General features: G+C 69.5%; 15 protein-coding genes. 9 read left to right on the top strand and 6 right to left on the bottom strand.

Features of this window, described 5'->3' with window-relative positions; genetic code table 11:
- Positions 1 to 123 precede the first annotated feature (123 nt).
- The 9 genes from KEC56_RS11545 (at position 124) to KEC56_RS11585 (ending at position 10,452) form a co-directional block, all read left to right on the top strand.
- Complete coding sequence (locus KEC56_RS11545) at positions 124 to 1,236, top strand: mannose-1-phosphate guanylyltransferase (protein ID WP_227531062.1); 1,113 nt, start codon at positions 124 to 126, stop codon at positions 1,234 to 1,236.
- Positions 1,237 to 1,365: 129 nt separating this feature from the next.
- Complete coding sequence (locus tag KEC56_RS11550) at positions 1,366 to 2,460, top strand: BMP family lipoprotein (RefSeq protein WP_227531063.1); 1,095 nt, start codon at positions 1,366 to 1,368, stop codon at positions 2,458 to 2,460.
- 96 nt (positions 2,461 to 2,556) lie between these two features.
- Complete coding sequence (locus KEC56_RS11555; protein ID WP_175985536.1) at positions 2,557 to 4,083, top strand: ABC transporter ATP-binding protein; 1,527 nt, start codon at positions 2,557 to 2,559, stop codon at positions 4,081 to 4,083.
- Positions 4,080 to 5,354: an ABC transporter permease gene (locus tag KEC56_RS11560; RefSeq protein ID WP_227531064.1), complete on the top strand. Its 1,275-nt coding sequence runs from the start codon at positions 4,080 to 4,082 to the stop codon at positions 5,352 to 5,354. The genes KEC56_RS11555 and KEC56_RS11560 overlap by 4 nt, the downstream gene beginning before the upstream one ends.
- The gene (locus KEC56_RS11565) at positions 5,351 to 6,628 is read left to right on the top strand and encodes an ABC transporter permease (protein ID WP_175985538.1); all 1,278 of its coding nucleotides are present in this window, start codon (positions 5,351 to 5,353) and stop codon (positions 6,626 to 6,628) included. Before KEC56_RS11560 ends, KEC56_RS11565 begins: the two co-directional genes overlap by 4 nt.
- A 14-nt stretch (positions 6,629 to 6,642) precedes the next feature.
- On the top strand, positions 6,643 to 7,041 hold the full coding sequence (locus KEC56_RS11570) for a cytidine deaminase (protein WP_175985539.1): 399 nt from the start codon (positions 6,643 to 6,645) through the stop codon (positions 7,039 to 7,041).
- Positions 7,038 to 8,333, top strand: coding sequence for a thymidine phosphorylase (locus tag KEC56_RS11575; RefSeq protein WP_175985540.1), 1,296 nt, complete (start codon positions 7,038 to 7,040; stop codon positions 8,331 to 8,333). The genes KEC56_RS11570 and KEC56_RS11575 overlap by 4 nt, the downstream gene beginning before the upstream one ends.
- A 117-nt stretch (positions 8,334 to 8,450) precedes the next feature.
- Positions 8,451 to 9,587, top strand: coding sequence for an adenosine deaminase (locus KEC56_RS11580; RefSeq protein ID WP_227531065.1), 1,137 nt, complete (start codon positions 8,451 to 8,453; stop codon positions 9,585 to 9,587).
- A 10-nt stretch (positions 9,588 to 9,597) separates the two neighbouring features.
- Positions 9,598 to 10,452: a carbohydrate kinase family protein gene (locus KEC56_RS11585; protein ID WP_227531066.1), complete on the top strand. Its 855-nt coding sequence runs from the start codon at positions 9,598 to 9,600 to the stop codon at positions 10,450 to 10,452.
- A 35-nt stretch (positions 10,453 to 10,487) separates the two neighbouring features.
- On the opposite strand, the gene KEC56_RS11590 is transcribed toward KEC56_RS11585, so the two are convergent.
- From KEC56_RS11590 to KEC56_RS11615, 6 genes are read right to left on the bottom strand one after another with little or no spacing between them, the layout of a single operon-like run.
- The gene (locus KEC56_RS11590; RefSeq protein WP_227531067.1) at positions 10,488 to 11,633 is read right to left on the bottom strand and encodes a mannitol-1-phosphate 5-dehydrogenase; all 1,146 of its coding nucleotides are present in this window, start codon (positions 11,631 to 11,633) and stop codon (positions 10,488 to 10,490) included.
- Entirely contained in the window at positions 11,630 to 12,064 is a 435-nt protein-coding gene (locus tag KEC56_RS11595; protein WP_175985544.1) for a PTS mannitol transporter subunit IIA, read from the bottom strand. The genes KEC56_RS11590 and KEC56_RS11595 overlap by 4 nt, the downstream gene beginning before the upstream one ends.
- Positions 12,061 to 13,638 (bottom strand): PTS mannitol transporter subunit IIBC, encoded by a 1,578-nt coding sequence (locus KEC56_RS11600; protein WP_227531068.1) that lies wholly within the window; start codon positions 13,636 to 13,638, stop codon positions 12,061 to 12,063. The genes KEC56_RS11595 and KEC56_RS11600 overlap by 4 nt, the downstream gene beginning before the upstream one ends.
- Complete coding sequence (ptsP, locus tag KEC56_RS11605; RefSeq protein ID WP_227531069.1) at positions 13,635 to 15,320, bottom strand: phosphoenolpyruvate--protein phosphotransferase; 1,686 nt, start codon at positions 15,318 to 15,320, stop codon at positions 13,635 to 13,637. The genes KEC56_RS11600 and ptsP overlap by 4 nt, the downstream gene beginning before the upstream one ends.
- Positions 15,320 to 15,601: an HPr family phosphocarrier protein gene (locus KEC56_RS11610; RefSeq protein WP_227531070.1), complete on the bottom strand. Its 282-nt coding sequence runs from the start codon at positions 15,599 to 15,601 to the stop codon at positions 15,320 to 15,322. The genes ptsP and KEC56_RS11610 overlap by 1 nt, the downstream gene beginning before the upstream one ends.
- A complete protein-coding gene (locus KEC56_RS11615; RefSeq protein ID WP_227531071.1) occupies positions 15,598 to 15,918 on the bottom strand; it encodes a PTS sugar transporter subunit IIB in 321 nt (106 codons plus the stop codon). The genes KEC56_RS11610 and KEC56_RS11615 overlap by 4 nt, the downstream gene beginning before the upstream one ends.
- Positions 15,919 to 16,044 lie beyond the last annotated feature (126 nt).

The following is a 16,044-nucleotide window of genomic DNA, read 5'->3' on the forward strand; positions in this document are numbered from 1 at the left end:
GAACGCTGGGTGCGACGAAGGCGACCCTAAGGGGCGGGGCGATCATGTTCGTTCTGCATCGTCACGATTCGGCTCGGCTATCGTGCCGAGGGGCTCCGGATCGGCGGCGGATAGGCTGAGCGCATGGCGCCGTTCGACGACTTCTACGCAGTGATCCCCGCCGGCGGAATCGGCAGCCGGCTGTGGCCGCTGTCCAGGGCGGACGCACCCAAGTTCCTGCATGATCTCACCGGCTCCGGCAACTCCCTGCTGCGCGACACCTGGGATCGACTCGAGCCCATGACGGGCCCCGATCGGATCGCGGTCGTCACCGGGCGCGCGCACCGCGCCGCCGTCGAGTCCGAATTGCCCGGCATCCCCGATAAGAACGTCTTCCTCGAGTCCGAGCCGCGGGAGTCGGCCGCAGCCATCGGACTCGCGGCGGCGATCCTGCACCGTCGCGACCCGGACGTCATCATCGGCTCCTTCGCCGCAGACCACGTCATCCGCGGCACGCGCACGTTCGAGTTCGCCGTCCAGCAGGCCGTCGCCGTCGCTCGTGCCGGCTACATCTGCACCATCGGCATCCAGCCGTCGGAGCCGTCTGTCGGCTTCGGATACATCCAGAAGGGCGACGAGCTGGTCGTCGAAGACGCCCCGGAGGCTGCGACCGTCGAGCGCTTCGTCGAGAAGCCCGATCTGGAGACGGCCAAGCAGTACTACGCCGACCGGTCGTTCCTGTGGAACGCCGGCATGTTCATCTCGAAGGCGAGCGTGCTGCTCGACGAGCTCGCCGCGAACGAGCCCGAGCTGCACGCCGGTCTCCTCGAGCTCGCCGAGGCGTGGGACGACCGCGCCCGCCGCGGTCCCGTCGTCGACCGGGTCTGGCCGCGGCTGAAGAAGATCGCCATCGACTACGCGGTCGCCGAACCCGCCGCCGACAAGGGGCGCCTCGCCGTGATCCCCGGACACTTCGACTGGGATGACGTGGGGGATTTCGCCTCGCTCACCAAGCTCATCTCGGGCGGACGCAAGAACGACCTCGCCGTCCTCGGCCCCAGGGCCCGCGTGCTGTCGGATGCCGCGACCGGGATCCTCGTCAGCCAGACCTCCCGCGTGATCAGCCTGGTGGGTGTGAAGGACATCGTCGTGGTCGACACCGAGGATGCTCTGCTGGTCACCACGGCGGAGCACGCGCAGCGCGTGAAGGGCGTCGTCGAATCGCTCAAGCTCACCGGTCGCGGAGACGTCCTCTGAGCGCACGTCACGGGTCTGTTGCGAGTTTGTAACCATTAACCGTCTTGGGCGGTGCGGACGCCGTGACACTGGGTAACTTAGCCAGACGGACCCTGCGATCGGCGCAGGCCAGTAGTCGTGGAGGCTTACGTGACCATTTCCACCCGAAAGCGCGCTCTCGCCGCGATCGTGGCGACCGGCGTCGCCGTCGCACTCGCAGGCTGTGGAGCCGCTCCCGAGAGCAACGGCGGGAACGCCGGTGGCGAGGAGATCGACTTCCTGCCCTGCATCGTGTCCGACATGGGCGGATTCGACGACAAGTCGTTCAACCAGCTGTCGTTCGAGGGCTCGCAGAAGGCCGCGGACGAGCTCGGAGTCGACCTCAAGGACGTCCAGTCCAACGCCGAGACCGAGTACGGCCCCAACGTGACCAACCTCGTCGACGAGGGCTGCAACGCCATCGTCGCCGTCGGCTTCGCGCTCTCGGCCGCGACCGTCGAGGCGGCGAACGCCAACCCCGACGTCGACTTCATCCTCGTCGACGACGCCGCCGACAACGACTTCGACGGCAAGAAGGACGCCGAGAACGTCAAGCCGCTCCTGTACGACACCGCTCAGGCGGCATTCCTCGCCGGCTACCTGTCGGCCGGCTACTCGAAAACCGGCAAGGTCGGAACCTTCGGCGGCATGGAGTTCCCGACCGTGACGATCTTCATGGACGGCTTCAAGCAGGGCGTCGACCACTACAACGAGGTCAAGGGCACCGACGTCCAGGTCGTCGGGTGGGACGGCAAGACCGGCTCGTTCACCGGTGGCTTCGAGGCCAACCAGGACGCCAAGCAGGTCGCCGTGAACATCCTCGACCAGGGTGTCGACGTCATCCTCCCCGTCGGCGGACCGATCTACCAGTCGGCTCAGCAGGCGATCAAGGAGTCCGGCAAGGACATCGCCCTCATCGGCGCCGACGCCGACCTGTTCGTGACCGACCCGAGCACGGCCGACGTCGTCCTCACCTCGGTCCTGAAGGCCATGGACCTGTCGACCTACCAGGCCGTCCTCGCCAGCGGCAAGGGCGAGTTCGACCCCGAGGCGTACATCGGAACGCTCGAGAACGAGGGCGTCGGCATCGCCGACCTGCACAACTTCGCCGACAAGGTCGACGCAGGTCTGCAGGACGAGGTCGCACAGCTGCAGCAGGACATCATCGACGGCACCGTGCCCGTCACGTCCTACCTCAGCGAGTGACGCTCTGAGACGGGGAGGCCGGCGAGAGCCGGCCTCCCCGTCTCGTTCTGTCCGGCTACTCCCGCAGACCGAGGTCTGCTGAATAGGATCGACCACATGAAGCTTGAACTGCGCGGCATCACGAAGAGATTCGGCGCGCTGACGGCGAACGACCACATCGATCTCGCCGTCGAACCCGGCGAGATCCACTGTCTTCTGGGCGAGAACGGCGCCGGCAAGTCGACGCTCATGAACGTGCTGTACGGCCTGTACCAGGCCGACGAAGGCGACATCCTCCTCGACGACGAGGTGCAGCACTTCTCCGGCCCCGGCGACGCGATGGCTGCCGGCATCGGCATGGTGCACCAGCACTTCATGCTCATCCCCGTCTTCACCGTCGCCGAGAACGTCATGCTCGGCAACGAGCAGACGAAGTTCGGCGGACGGCTCGACCTCGCCGCCGCCCGCAAGCGTGTGCGCGAGATCTCCGATCGCTTCGGGTTCGACGTCGACCCGGACGCGATCGTCGAGGAGCTCCCTGTCGGCGTGCAGCAGCGCGTCGAGATCATCAAGGCGCTCTCCCGCGACGCCCGCGTGCTCGTGTTCGACGAGCCGACTGCGGTGCTCACCCCGCAGGAGACCGACGAGCTGATGAACACCATGCGGCAGTTGAAGTCGCAGGGCACCTCGATCGTGTTCATCACCCACAAGCTGCGCGAGGTCCGCGAGGTCGCGGACCGCATCACCGTCATCCGCCTGGGCAAGGTCGTCGGCGAGGCCTCGCCGACCGCGACCAACGAGGAGCTCGCCTCCCTCATGGTCGGGCGCGCCGTCGAGCTGACGGTGCAGAAGGACGCGCCGAACGTCCGGACCAACTCGCTCGTCGTCGAGGGACTCACGGTCACCGATCGGGTAGGCACCGTGCTCGTCGACGAGGCCTCCTTCGAGGTCCGCGGCGGTGAGATCCTCGCGATCGCCGGTGTGCAGGGCAACGGCCAGACCGAGCTCACCGAGGCGATCATCGGTCTGCAGGACCACGTCCGCGGTAGCATCCGCCTCGACGGGCAGGAACTGATCGGCCGGTCGGTCCGCGACATCCTCGACGCCGGTGTCGGGTTCGTCCCCGAGGACCGCAGCGTCGACGGCCTGGTGAAGGAGTTCACCATCGCCGAGAACCTCATGCTCGACCGCTCGCACGGCGCACCCTTCGTCAGCGCGGGTACGGTCAGGCGCGGCGCCCTCGACGCGTTCGCGCGCGAGAAGATCACCGAGTTCGACATCCGCACCCAGGGGCCGTCGCAGGCGGCGGGGCGTCTCTCCGGCGGAAACCAGCAGAAGGTCGTCCTCGCCCGCGAGCTGAGCCGCGACCTGTCGCTGTTCGTCGCAGCCCAGCCCACCCGCGGCGTCGACGTCGGTTCCATCGAGTTCATCCACAAGCGCCTGATCGACACCCGCGACGCCGGAGTGCCCGTGATCGTGATCTCTACCGAGCTCGACGAGGTGGCCGCCCTTGCCGACAGGATCCTCGTGATGTACCGGGGCCAGGTCGTCGGCATCGTGCCGGGGAACACCTCCCGTGAACGCCTCGGCCTGATGATGGCCGGCATGTCCGAGACCGCAGCGACCGAGGAGGCCAGCGCATGAGCACCACCCAGCCGCAGAGCCCGCTCGCCGCACCCGAAACGAAGGTCGCTCCGTCCCGCTGGCGGCTTGCCATGCAGGCGATCGTGCAGGGCAACGGGATCATCTCGGTTCTCGCCGTTCTGATCGCGGTCGTGGTCGGCTCGATCATGATCGCCGCGACCAATGAAGAGGTCCAGACGACTGCCGGGTACTTCTTCGCCCGCCCGATGGACATGATCGGTGCCGTCTGGGATGCCGTCGCCGGTGCCTACGCCGCTCTGTTCCGCGGAGCGATCTACAACTTCAACGCCGACAGCTTCGCTATCGGCATCCGCCCGCTCACGGAGACGCTGAAGTTCGCCACGCCCCTGATCGCGGCCGGCCTCGGCGTCGGTCTGGCCTTCCGCGCCGGCTTGTTCAACATCGGTGGTCAGGGGCAGATGCTCATGGCCGCCGCGGCCGGCGGCTACGTCGCCACCCAGTGGGACCTGCCCATGGGGCTGCACCTGATCGCCGCGATCGTCGCCGGTATGATCGCCGGTGCGATCTGGGCCGGCATCGCCGGTCTCCTCAAGGCGCGCACCGGAGCCCACGAGGTGATCACGACGATCATGCTCAATCACATCGCGTTCTACCTCCTGGCGTGGATGCTGGCGACGCAGGGCATCCTGCAGGCGCCGGGCTCCAGCAACCCGAAGACAGCCCCGATGCCCGACACCGCGGTGCTGCCGCAGCTGCTCGGGCCGCAGTACAAGCTGCACGCCGGCTTCCTGCTCGCCCTCGTCGCTGTCGCGTTCACGTGGTGGCTGCTGGAGCGCTCGTCGCTCGGCTTCCGGTTCCGCGCCGTCGGTGAGAACCCGGCCGCGGCGCGCGTCGCCGGCATCGACGTCGGACGCATGTACCTGGTGGTCATGCTCATCGCCGGCGCCCTGGTCGGCATCGCCGGCATCAGCCAGATCCTCGGCACCGAGACGAGCGGCTTCGGCGGCGCGATCGACGCCGGCATCGGCTTCGACGCGATCACCGTGGCACTGCTCGGCCGTTCCTCTCCGCTGGGCATCCTCGCCGCCGGCCTCCTGTTCGGTGCGTTCAAGACCGGCGGGTTCACGATGCAGTCGTCGCAGGGCATCCCGATCGAGATCGTGCTGGTCGTCCAGTCGCTCATCGTGCTGTTCATCGCCGCCCCGCCGCTGGTGCGGGCGATGTTCGGCCTGCCGCAGCCCGGAGCCCGCAAGAAGCCCAAGAAGCCGAAGAAGAATGCGGCGCAGATCGCCGAGGAGGTGTCCGCATGACCGTCACGGCCGAACCCGTCGTCAGCGACGAGCAGCGTCGAGTGACCGTCGTCTCCTGGAAGGCACCGGTGATCTTCGCGATCTTCACCGTGCTGTTCGCCCTGCTGCCGCTGCTGGCCCCGCGCGAAGGCGCGACGACCTTCCGACTGTCCGCCGGCGAGGCGTTCTTCACCGTCCCCGACGTCGTGCTGCCGGCCACGGCGACCGCCTGGATCGCCGTGGTCCTGCTCGCCGCAGCCACGGTGTTCGCGTTCCTCCTCGTATCCGGGAGGCGCAAGATCCCGCTGTGGCTGGTCATCGTCTACGTCGCGGTGCTCATGATCGGGTTCCTCGCGTGGGCTGCCGCCGGTAGCACGCTGCCGATGATCGGCCTGCTCGGCGGTGCTCTGGCGCTGGCGACACCGCTCATCTTCGGCGCCCTCGGCGGCGTGATCGGCGAGCGGGCCGGTGTCGTGAACATCGCCATCGAGGCGCAGCTGCTCGCCGGCGCGTTCTCGGCCGCCGTCGCGGCCTCGCTCGCGGGTTCGCCGTGGGCGGGCCTGGTGGCCGCCATGGTCGCCGGCATGCTCGTGGCCCTCGTGCTCGGTGTGTTCACGATCACGTACTTCGTCGACCAGGTCATCGTCGGCGTCGTCCTGAACGTGCTCGTCATCGGCCTCACGACGTTCCTGTTCCGGCAGGTGCTGGCGCCGAACACCGAGACGCTGAACAGCCCCGAGACGTTCAACGCGGTCGCGATCCCCGTCCTCAGCGAGATCCCGGTGATCGGGCCGATCCTGTTCCGCCAGTCGTTCATCGTCTACCTCATGTACGTGGTGGTCGCCCTCGTGTGGTTCGGCCTGTACCGCACCCGCTGGGGACTGCGGCTGCGCTCGGTCGGCGAGCACCCGCAGGCGGCCGACACCGTGGGCATCAAGGTGCTCGCGACCCGCTACCGCGCCGTGCTGCTCGCCGGTGCTGTGGCCGGTCTCGGCGGGGCGTTCTACACGCTCGTGTCGGTTCCGCGCTTCAACCAGGAGATGACCGCCGGTGCCGGCTTCATCGCCCTGGCCGCGGTGATCTTCGGAAAGTGGGACCCGATCCGGGCGACGTTCGCGGCGCTGCTGTTCGGGTTCGCGACGAACCTGCAGGGCGTTCTGTCGGTGATCGGATCGCCCGTGCCGAGCCAGTTCATGCTCATGCTGCCGTACATCGTCACGATCTTCGCGGTCGCCGGACTCGTCGGCCGCTCCCGGGCACCCGCCGCAGACGGCGAACCGTACATCAAGAGCTGAGTCGAGAAGGAGCCATGACAGACATCGATTGGGACGAGCTTCGTCACGTCGCCACCGAGGCCATGCAGAAGGCGTACGCCCCGTATTCGCGGTACAAGGTGGGTGCGGCGGCTCTCGTCTCCGACGGCCGCATCGTCGCCGGATGCAACGTCGAGAACGCGTCGTACGGCGTCGGACTGTGCGCGGAGTGCGCCCTGGTCGGCGATCTGCACATGTCCGGCGGCGGTCAGCTCGTCGCGTTCGTGTGCGTGAACGGCGAGGGACAGACCATCATGCCGTGCGGGCGCTGCCGCCAGCTGCTGTTCGAGCACGCCATGCCCGAGATGCTGCTGGAGACCGTGTCCGGCATCCGGACGATCGATGAAGTCCTGCCCGACGCATTCGGGCCGCGCGACCTGGAGGACGTGCGATGACGACTCCGGAGCCGTTCGACGCGATCGATGTCATCAGGGCTAAGCGCGACGGCGGCGCCGTCCCCGAGCCGGCCCTGCGCTGGATGGTTGACGCCTATACCCGCGGCTACGTCTCGGACGCGCAGATGGCGTCGTTTGCGATGGCGGTCTTCCAGCGGGGGATGGAGCGCGACGAGATCCGCGTGCTCACCGACGCGATGATCGCGTCGGGGGAGCGGATGAGCTTCGGCGAGCTCGGCAAGCGCACCGTCGACAAGCACTCCACGGGAGGCGTCGGAGACAAGATCACGCTTCCACTGGCTCCGCTGGTGGCATCCTTCGGCGTCGCCGTCCCGCAGCTGAGCGGTCGGGGTCTCGGCCACACCGGCGGGACGCTCGACAAGCTCGAGTCCATCCCCGGGTGGCGCGCGGCGCTGTCGAACGAGGAGATGTTCGCGCAGATGCAGGGCGACGTCGGCGCGGTGATCTGCGCTGCGGGTTCCGGTCTCGCCCCCGCAGACAAGAAGCTGTACGCGCTGCGCGACGTGACAGGAACGGTCGAGGCCATCCCGCTCATCGCGTCGAGCATCATGTCGAAGAAGATCGCCGAGGGCACCGACGCGCTCGTGCTCGACGTGAAGTTCGGCTCCGGGGCGTTCATGCAGGACATCGACCGTGCCCGCGAGCTCGCGCAGACCATGGTCGCGCTCGGAACCGATTCCGGTGTGGCCACGACGGCGCTTCTGACCGACATGAACGTGCCGCTCGGCCTCGCGATCGGTAACGCCAACGAGGTCCGCGAGTCCGTCGAGATCCTCGCCGGCGGTGGGCCCGCAGACGTTCGCGAGCTGACGATCGCCCTGGCTCGCGAGATGCTCGCTCTCGCGGGTCTCCCGGATGCCGACGTCGAGCGCGCGCTGGACGGCGGAGCCGCGATGGACGTATGGAAGGCCATGATCCGGGCGCAGGACGGCGACCCGGATGCCGCGTTGCCGACGGCTCGCGAGACGCACGTCGTCACGGCAGAAGCCGACGGTGTCGTCGCCCGCATGGATGCCCTGCCGTTCGGCATCGCGGCCTGGCGCCTGGGAGCGGGTCGCGCTCGTGCCGAGGATCAGGTCGTCCACGCCGCCGGCATCGACCTGCACGCCAAGCCCGGAGACCGGGTGAGCGCAGGGCAGCCCCTGTTCACGCTGTCCGCCGAGGACGAGGCGCGATTCGCCAGGGCGCTGGAGGCCGTCGAGGGAGCCTGGGAGATCGGCGACGCCGCACCCGAGATCGGCCCCCTCGTCCGCGAGCGCATCACCGCGTAGGCTGGGGCGGCTGGCGGTCGGGGCGCACGCTTCGACTCCCTCGCTCAGCACACCGCGGTCTTCGCTCGCTCAACGACCCGCTCGCTCAACGACCCGCAATCGGGAGGACACCCCATCATGTCGATCGCATCCGACGGTGACGTCAAGGTCCAGGGCGCGTCGCTGCGCTCCCTGCCGAAGATCTCGCTGCACGACCACCTCGACGGCGCCGTGCGCCCGGCGACGGTAGTCGAGCTCGCACGGGAGATCGGGCTCGAGCTGCCGCACACTTCGACGGGCTCAGTGAGCGACGGGCGCGCGCTCGGCGACTGGTTCGGTTCTCAGGCCGACTCCGGGTCGCTGGTGAACTACCTCAAGACGTTCGACCTGACCGTGGGCGTCATGCAGTCGGCCGAGGCGCTCACGCGCGTCGCGCGTGAGTTCGTCGAAGACCTCGCCGAGGACGGCGTCATCTACGGCGAGGTGCGCTGGGCGCCCGAGCAGCACCTGTCGGGCGGACTCTCGCTGGATGACGCCGTCGACGCCGTGCAGCAGGGGATCGAAGAGGGGGAGGATGCGGCGGACCGCGATGGTCGGAGCATCCGCGTCGGCCAGATCCTCAGCGCGATGCGTCAGAACGACCGGGCTCTCGAGATCGCCGAGCTCGCCCTCGACCACCGCGAGGACGGCGTGGTCGGCTTCGACATCGCAGGCCCCGAGGACGGCTTCCCGGCTTCCGATCACCGCGAGGCGTTCGACCTGCTCGCGGCGAACTTCATGCCCGTGACCGTGCACGCCGGAGAGGCGGCGGGTCTCGCGTCGATCCGCAGTGCGCTGCTCGACGGCCGGGCACTGCGTCTGGGGCACGGTGTGCGCATCGTGTCGGATCTCGAGGTCATGGGCCGCGACGGAGAAGAGGTGCAGGTCCGCTTCGGCGACCTCGCCCGCTGGGTACGCGACCGCGAGATCCCGCTCGAGCTCTCGCCGTCCTCGAACGTGCACACAGGCGCGATCGAGGCGTGGGGCACCGAACTCGCCGACCACCCGTTCGACCTGCTCTACCAGCTCGGGTTCGCCGTCACGGTGAACGTCGACAACCGCACGATGAGCCGCACCTCGCTCACGCGCGAGCTCGCCCTGCTCGTCGACGCATTCGGGTACGACCTCGACGACCTGGAGACCTTCCAGTTCAACGCCGCGGCGGCGACGTTCCTGCCCGTCGAGGAGCGCGAGGAGCTCGTCGAGATGATCGCCGAGGGATTCCGGCGGGCGTGAGGCGTCCATCATGAGTTCGGCCGTCTTCATCGCGGGCCCCGCGTCGTGGAACTCGATCATCGTGCTGGATCGGCTGCCGGAGCCCGAGCCGCACATGCAGTTCGCCCAGGCGAGCTGGGACACGCTCGGGGGAACCAGCGCCGGGAAGGCCCTGAGCCTCACCGCTCTCGGCGTGCCCGCGACGCTGTACGCCCTCGCGGCCGACGATGACCACGGTTCGCGGGTGCGCTCGGCGCTCGCTTCTGCGGGCGTCGAGACGGTCTGGGGGCAGACCGAGGCGACCGAGCGCCACGTGAACCTCATGACGGCGGCCGGTGGCCGGGTGTCGCTGTACCTCTCGGCGCCGTCGGCATCGGCCCTTCCGCCTCCGCGCGAGGTGCGCTCCGCCATGGCGGAAGCCGAGATCGTGGTGCTCGACCTGGCGGAGGAGCCCCGCCGCCTCCTGCCGCTCGCGGAGGCGGCCGGCCGGCCGGTCTGGGTGGACGTGCACGACTACGACGGCGCCGCCGCGTACCACCGCCCGTTCCTCGCCGCCGCGGACGCGGTGTTCTGCAACGCCGACCGCCTCGCCGACCCCGTGGAGTTCCTGCGCTCGCGCGTCGCCGCCGGCGCATCGCTGGCCGTGTGCACGCTGGGCGCAGAGGGAGCCGTGGCCGTCGACGAGGCAGGGGAGGTGCACCGCGTGGATGCCGTCCCCGCCGATGTCGTCGACACGAACGGCGCCGGAGACGGGTTCTTCGCCGGCGTGCTCGCCGCCCGGCTCGCGGGTGCGCCACTCGATCGCGCGCTGCGGGCCGGTGCCGAAGCCGCAGCGGTCGTGCTCGGCAGCAGGCACCTGCATCCGCTGCTCGACGCCGTCCTCTGAGCGGCGGGCCGGCCGGCCCCCCCGCACGGGGCGGATCAGAGCGCGCGCAACTCCCGCTGACGTGCGGCGAACACCGCGTGCACGGCGGAGAAGAGCGGATGCCCCGGCTCGAGGCCGGTCACGTCCGCGGTGAGCGCGACGGGGTCGTCCGCACCCAGCCTCCGCTGCAGCTCGACGGACTGCTCGTCGGCGGGGTCGTCGAAGGCCGTCGTCGCCGCGATCGCGGCGACGAGGGCCGATGTCGGCAGGCCGCGCTCGGCGGCCTGGGCGGCCGGCCCGATGAAGCGCTCGTGCCGCGACAGCTTGCGCAGCGGCTGGCGGCCGACGCGCTGCACGGTGTCGACGAGCTCGGGATTGCGGAACCGGTCGAGGATCTTCGCCCGATAGGCGGCGAGCTCCTCGGGATCAAGCCCGTGGACGGCCGAGAGCATCGCGCTGGTCTCTTCGAGGGCGGCGCTGACACGCGCGGCGATCGACGGATCGGCGAGAGCGTCGGAGATCCGCTCGATGCCCGCCTGTGCGCCGAAGTACGCCGTCGCGGCGTGACCGGTGTTGACCGTGAACAGCTTGCGCTCGATGTACGGGCCGAGGTCGTCGACGAAGTGCGCGCCGGGGATGCTCGGCAGGTCGCCCTCGAACGGCCCGGACTCGATCGTCCACTCGTAGTACGGCTCGACGGTGACGTCGACGCCGGCCCCCGCCGGCTGCGCGGGCACGATCCGGTCGACGGCCGTGTTGGCGTAGACGGCGCGTCCCGCCGCCGCGGGGTCGATCTTCTCGATCTCGGCGCGCAGCTGATCGGTGGCCCCGATCGCGTTCTCGCACGCCATGACCTTCAGAGGCGGCAGATCGGGGGAGCGGCGGGCGAGGCCCGCTACGATCGCCGGGGCGATGAAGCGCAGGACCGTCGGCCCCACGGCGCACGTGACGACATCGGCTGTCGCGACCTCGTCGGCCACGGCATCCGGGTTCTCGGCGCTGTTGACGGCACGGTACCCGGTGACCACGCGGTCGACCCCGCCGGGCCCCGCCTCGTGGACCGTGTACGAGTCCGTGGCGTTGATGGCGTCCACCAGCGGGCCGGCGACGTCGGAGAAGACGAGCTCGTACCCGCCCTCGTGGAGCAGGAGCCCCACGAAGCCGCGCCCGATGTTGCCGGCGCCGAAGTGGACGGCCTTCATGCCTCGTTCACCGCCGACAGGAGGGCGAACAGTTCGTCCGGCGTCTGCGCGGCGTTGAGCTTCGCGACGTCGTCCTCGTCCGAGAACAGGATCGCGATCTGCGAGAGGATCTCGAGATGCTCGTCTCCGCGACCGGCGATGCCGATCACGAACGTGGCCTGCTCACCCGCCCAGTCCACGCCGCCGTCGTAGCGGACGACCGAGAGCCCGGAGGCGAGGATCGCCTCCTTCGTCTCGTTCGTGCCGTGCGGGATGGCGAGGCCGTTGCCCATGAACGTCGACACGGTCTCCTCGCGCTGACGCATGGCGTCGACGTACGCGGGGGTCACGGCGCCGGCGGCGACGAGGATGTCGGTCGCCTCCTGCAGCGCTTCCTCCTGCGTCGCAGACCCTGAGTGGATGCGGACCTGTCCGATCTCGAGAACGCTCATTCCGTCTGCTCCTTCTGGGACTTGACCATTTCGACGACCTCTTCATACTGCGGTGCATTCATGAAGTTGTCGACCGAGACATGGAACGAGTTCGGGGACTTGCCCTTCGCCCGGTCGGTGAGCTGCTGCTGCGTGATCACCAGGTCGGCCGTGCCGTCGAGGTTCGCGATGGCGGCATTGGTGACCGTGACGTCCTCGATGCCGGCCTTCTTGAGCTTGTTGCGCAGCACGCTCGCGCCCATCGCGGACGACCCCATGCCGGCATCGCAGGCGAACACGATGTTCTGGATCGGTGTGGTGGCGACAGCCGTCGCGGCCGGCGCCGACGCACCCGCAGTGGAGCCCGTGCGTGCGGCGAGGTTCGACAGGTGCTCGGACTTCTTGCCCTTGTTCGCCTCGGTCTGCGCGATCGCGGCAGCGAGCTTGTCGCCGCCGGCTGCCTCGGCCTCGAGGTCGCGTCGACGCGTGGCGAGCAGGAACGGCATGCAGACCACGAACGTGACGGCAGCGGCCAGGATGACCGACAGGATGACGCCCAGGTGGCTTCCCGGTGCGGTCTGGAACAGCACGGCGAAGATCGACCCCGGAGCCGCAGGAGCGACGAGACCGGACTGGAAGATCACGTTGGTGAGCACTCCGGTCGCACCGCCGGCGATGAGGCCGAGGATCAGTACGGGCTTGGCGAGGACGTACGGGAAGTACACCTCGTGGATGCCGCCGAGGAACTGGATGACCGCAGCGCCCGGAGCCGTGGCGCGCGCCGCGCCGACACCGAACACGGTGATCGCCATGAGCAGGCCCAGGCCCGGGCCGGGGTTGGCCTCGATGAGGAACAGCAGGCTCTTGCCCGTCTGTGCCGACTGATCCGTTCCGAGCGGCGTGAACACACCGTGGTTGATGGCGTTGTTCAGGAACAGCACCTTCGCCGGCTCGACGATGATGCTCGCCAGGGGGATGAGTCCGGTCTCGACCAGCCATCCCACGGCGCCGCCGAGGATGTCGGTGAGCCACTTCATCACAGGAGCGAGCCAGAAGAACGCGGCCAGCGATGCGAAGAATGCCACGAAGCCGGCCGAGAAGTTGTCGACGAGCATTTCGAAGCCGGGCTTGATCTTGCCCTGCCACGGCTTCTCGACGTACTTCAGGATGAGTGCGGTGAGCGGACCGGCGATCATCGCGCCGAGGAACATCACGGTGCCCTCCGCGCCGATGATCACGCCGAAGGCGGCGACCGCGCCGACCACGCCGCCGCGGTGACCGTGGACCATCCGGCCGCCGGTGAAGGCGATCAGAAGCGGGAGCAGGTAGTTGATGATCGGGCCGACCAGACCGGTGTACTGCGTGTCGCCGATCACGCCGCCGCCGAGGATCGCGGAGTCGGCCCACTGCCATGCCTCGATCGGGCCGTCGTTGCCGACCCAGCCTTTGTCGATGAACAGGGCGGTGATGATGCCCCAGGCGATGAAGGCCGCGATGTTCGGCATGATCATGCCGGACAGGAACGTGCCGAATCTCTGCACGCGAACGCGGACACCGCCACCGCTGGCGGGGGCGGTCGTTGACGTCGTCGTCATGATGTCGTCTCTTTCTGGTGTGAGGGTAGGTCCGTGAAGGCTTCTGCCACGGCATTGCGTGCACCGGCTGCATCATCTGCAGCCAGGGCGATCTCGGCGAGGCGACGCGTCTCGTCGAGCGTGCGCTCGGAGAGCGCGAGTCTGACGTCCGCCAGGGCGGCGGGGGCCATCGAGAGGCTCGTGACGCCGAGCCCCACGAGCACCAGCGCGAGCAGCGGGTCGGCAGCGGCCTCGCCGCAGACGCCGACCGGTTTGCTCGTGCGTGCACCGGCTGCACCCACCTCGCCGACCAGCCGCAGCACCGCAGGGTGCCACGGGTTCTGGAACAAGGCGACGGAGCCGAGCATCCGGTCGGCGGCCATCGTGTACTGGGTGAGGTCGTTCGTGCCGATCGACGCGAAGTCCGCGTGGGCGAGGACGCGGTCGGCCAGCAGGGCGCTCGCCGGAACCTCGACCATGACACCGGCGGTCTTCAGGCCGTACTCGCGGGCGAGGCCGGTGAAATACTTCGTCTCCTCGACCGTCGTCACCATCGGAGCCATGACCCAGAGGTCGGCCTCGGTCTCGGCATCCGCCTCGGCGAGCGCGGTGAGCTGCTCACGGAGGATGTCCTCGCTGGCGCGCAGGGATCGGAGCCCCCGAAGGCCGAGCGCGGGGTTCTCCTCGTGCGCGTCGTTGAGGAACGCCAGGGGCTTGTCGGCGCCGGCGTCCAGCATCCGGACGACCACCTTCTTGCCGGGGAACGCGCTGAGCAGGTCGCGGTAGGACGTGCGCTGCTCGGCGACGGTCGGGGCCTGCGATGCGGAGAGGAACAGGAACTCCGTGCGGAACAGGCCGACGCCCTCCGCGCCGCGCGCGACGGCCTCGGCGGCATCCGCTGGCTTGCCGAGGTTCGCCAGCAGCGCGATCTTCGTACCGTCCGCGAGCGCACCGGGGGAGGGCGGAGCATCGACGGCCGCGGCTCTGGCGTCGGCACGCACCTGCGCGCGCTCGAGCTCCTCGGCCGAGGGGTCGGTCGTGACGGTGCCGGCGGCGGCGTCGACGATGACCTGCTGTCCATTCTCCAGCGAGGCCGCGTCCGCAGCGCCGACGACCGCGACGATGCCCTTCTCGCGGGCGAGGATCGCCGTGTGCGAGGTGGGGCCGCCGTCGGTCGTGATGAGCGCGAGGACCTGGTCGAGCTTCAGCAGTGCCGTGTCGGCCGGCGCGAGGTCGCGGGCGACGAGGACGAACGGATGCCCGGGATCGGGGATGCCCGGTGCGTCGACGCCGCGCAGGTGGGCGAGCACGCGCTGGGCGATGTCATCGAGGTCGGCCGCGCGCTCGCCGAGGTAGCCCCCGACCGCTTCGAGCGTCGCCTTGAACCCGGCGAATGCGTCGTGCACGGCCCATTCGGCGGTGCCGCCGTCGTCGATGCGCGCATCGACCTCGTCCTGCAGGGTCGGGTCCTCGGCGATCATCGCCTGCGCCTCGAGGACTTCCTGCGCCGCGCCGCCGGCGGTCTCGGCGCGCTCCTGCAGCTCGGCGGCGACCGCCGCGACGGCCTCGCGTGCCCTGGTGCGCTCGGCGTCGGCGCCCGCCGCGCTCGCGGTCTTCTCCGGCGCCGGCAGCGCCTCGGCCATGCGGACCACCGGGCCCTGGGCGACGCCCTGGCCGATGCCGACGCCGCGGATCTCGGTCATCAGGCGGGCTCCTGGTCGTGGTCGGTCGTCAGGAGCTCCGTCAGCGTGTCGATGACGCCCTCGGCGCCGTCGCCGTCAGCCGTGATCGTGACGTAGTCGCCGTGCTCGACGGCCAGCGCGATCACGCCGAGGATGCTGGCGGCATTGACCGGCTTGCCGTCGCCCTTGGCGATCGTGACGGGGATGCCGGAATCCTTCGCCGCCTGCGCGAACAGCTTCGCGGGGCGGGCGTGCAGCCCGTGGGAGGAGCCGATGCGGACGGTGCGGGAGATCTCGGTCATGATTTTCCTTTCGCGGTGGACGGTGGGGAATCAGCGAGTGCGGCTTCGACGATCGCGAGCGTTCGGGTGCCGTGGCGGTCGCCGAAGACGTCGTCGGGGAGCACGATCACGGGGCCACGGGTCGCGGCGCGGATGCGGTCGACGCGGTCGGCGAGGTGGGGGCCGATGAGCACGAGATCGGCGAATGCCGTGGCGATCGTGCTCTCTGTTCCGGCGGCGGTGTCCCAGTCGCGACCGGCCGCGGATGCGGCATGCCGCAGCCGCTGGGCGACGAAGGTGCTCGACGCGCCCGCGCCGCACACCACCAGGATCCTCATCGATGCCACCTCACCCTTCGCACTTCACCGAGGCTTCTCCCATTCTGGGAAAGCGCTGAGCGCGCTGCCACCACGTTCCTTTCCGCCCCTGCGGAACGATCGCTTCCGCCCGGAGCCCGGCGCGCT

Source organism: Microbacterium tenebrionis (genome assembly GCF_020682665.1).
Lineage (GTDB): Bacteria > Actinomycetota > Actinomycetes > Actinomycetales > Microbacteriaceae > Microbacterium > Microbacterium tenebrionis.

Bases quoted from the DNA above. Each gene is read 5' to 3' on its own strand.
- KEC56_RS11610 (WP_227531070.1), bottom strand. From the start codon at position 15,601: ATGACCGAGATCTCCCGCACCGTCCGCATCGGCTCCTCCCACGGGCTG.
- KEC56_RS11580 (WP_227531065.1), top strand. From the start codon at position 8,451: ATGTCGATCGCATCCGACGGTGACGTCAAGGTCCAGGGCGCGTCGCTG.
- KEC56_RS11590 (WP_227531067.1), bottom strand. From the start codon at position 11,633: ATGAAGGCCGTCCACTTCGGCGCCGGCAACATCGGGCGCGGCTTCGTG.
- KEC56_RS11560 (WP_227531064.1), top strand. From the start codon at position 4,080: ATGAGCACCACCCAGCCGCAGAGCCCGCTCGCCGCACCCGAAACGAAG.
- KEC56_RS11575 (WP_175985540.1), top strand. From the start codon at position 7,038: ATGACGACTCCGGAGCCGTTCGACGCGATCGATGTCATCAGGGCTAAG.
- KEC56_RS11565 (WP_175985538.1), top strand. From the start codon at position 5,351: ATGACCGTCACGGCCGAACCCGTCGTCAGCGACGAGCAGCGTCGAGTG.
- ptsP (WP_227531069.1), bottom strand. From the start codon at position 15,320: ATGACCGAGATCCGCGGCGTCGGCATCGGCCAGGGCGTCGCCCAGGGC.
- KEC56_RS11555 (WP_175985536.1), top strand. From the start codon at position 2,557: ATGAAGCTTGAACTGCGCGGCATCACGAAGAGATTCGGCGCGCTGACG.
- KEC56_RS11615 (WP_227531071.1), bottom strand. From the start codon at position 15,918: ATGAGGATCCTGGTGGTGTGCGGCGCGGGCGCGTCGAGCACCTTCGTC.
- KEC56_RS11570 (WP_175985539.1), top strand. From the start codon at position 6,643: ATGACAGACATCGATTGGGACGAGCTTCGTCACGTCGCCACCGAGGCC.
- KEC56_RS11600 (WP_227531068.1), bottom strand. From the start codon at position 13,638: ATGACGACGACGTCAACGACCGCCCCCGCCAGCGGTGGCGGTGTCCGC.
- KEC56_RS11595 (WP_175985544.1), bottom strand. From the start codon at position 12,064: ATGAGCGTTCTCGAGATCGGACAGGTCCGCATCCACTCAGGGTCTGCG.
- KEC56_RS11585 (WP_227531066.1), top strand. From the start codon at position 9,598: ATGAGTTCGGCCGTCTTCATCGCGGGCCCCGCGTCGTGGAACTCGATC.
- KEC56_RS11545 (WP_227531062.1), top strand. From the start codon at position 124: ATGGCGCCGTTCGACGACTTCTACGCAGTGATCCCCGCCGGCGGAATC.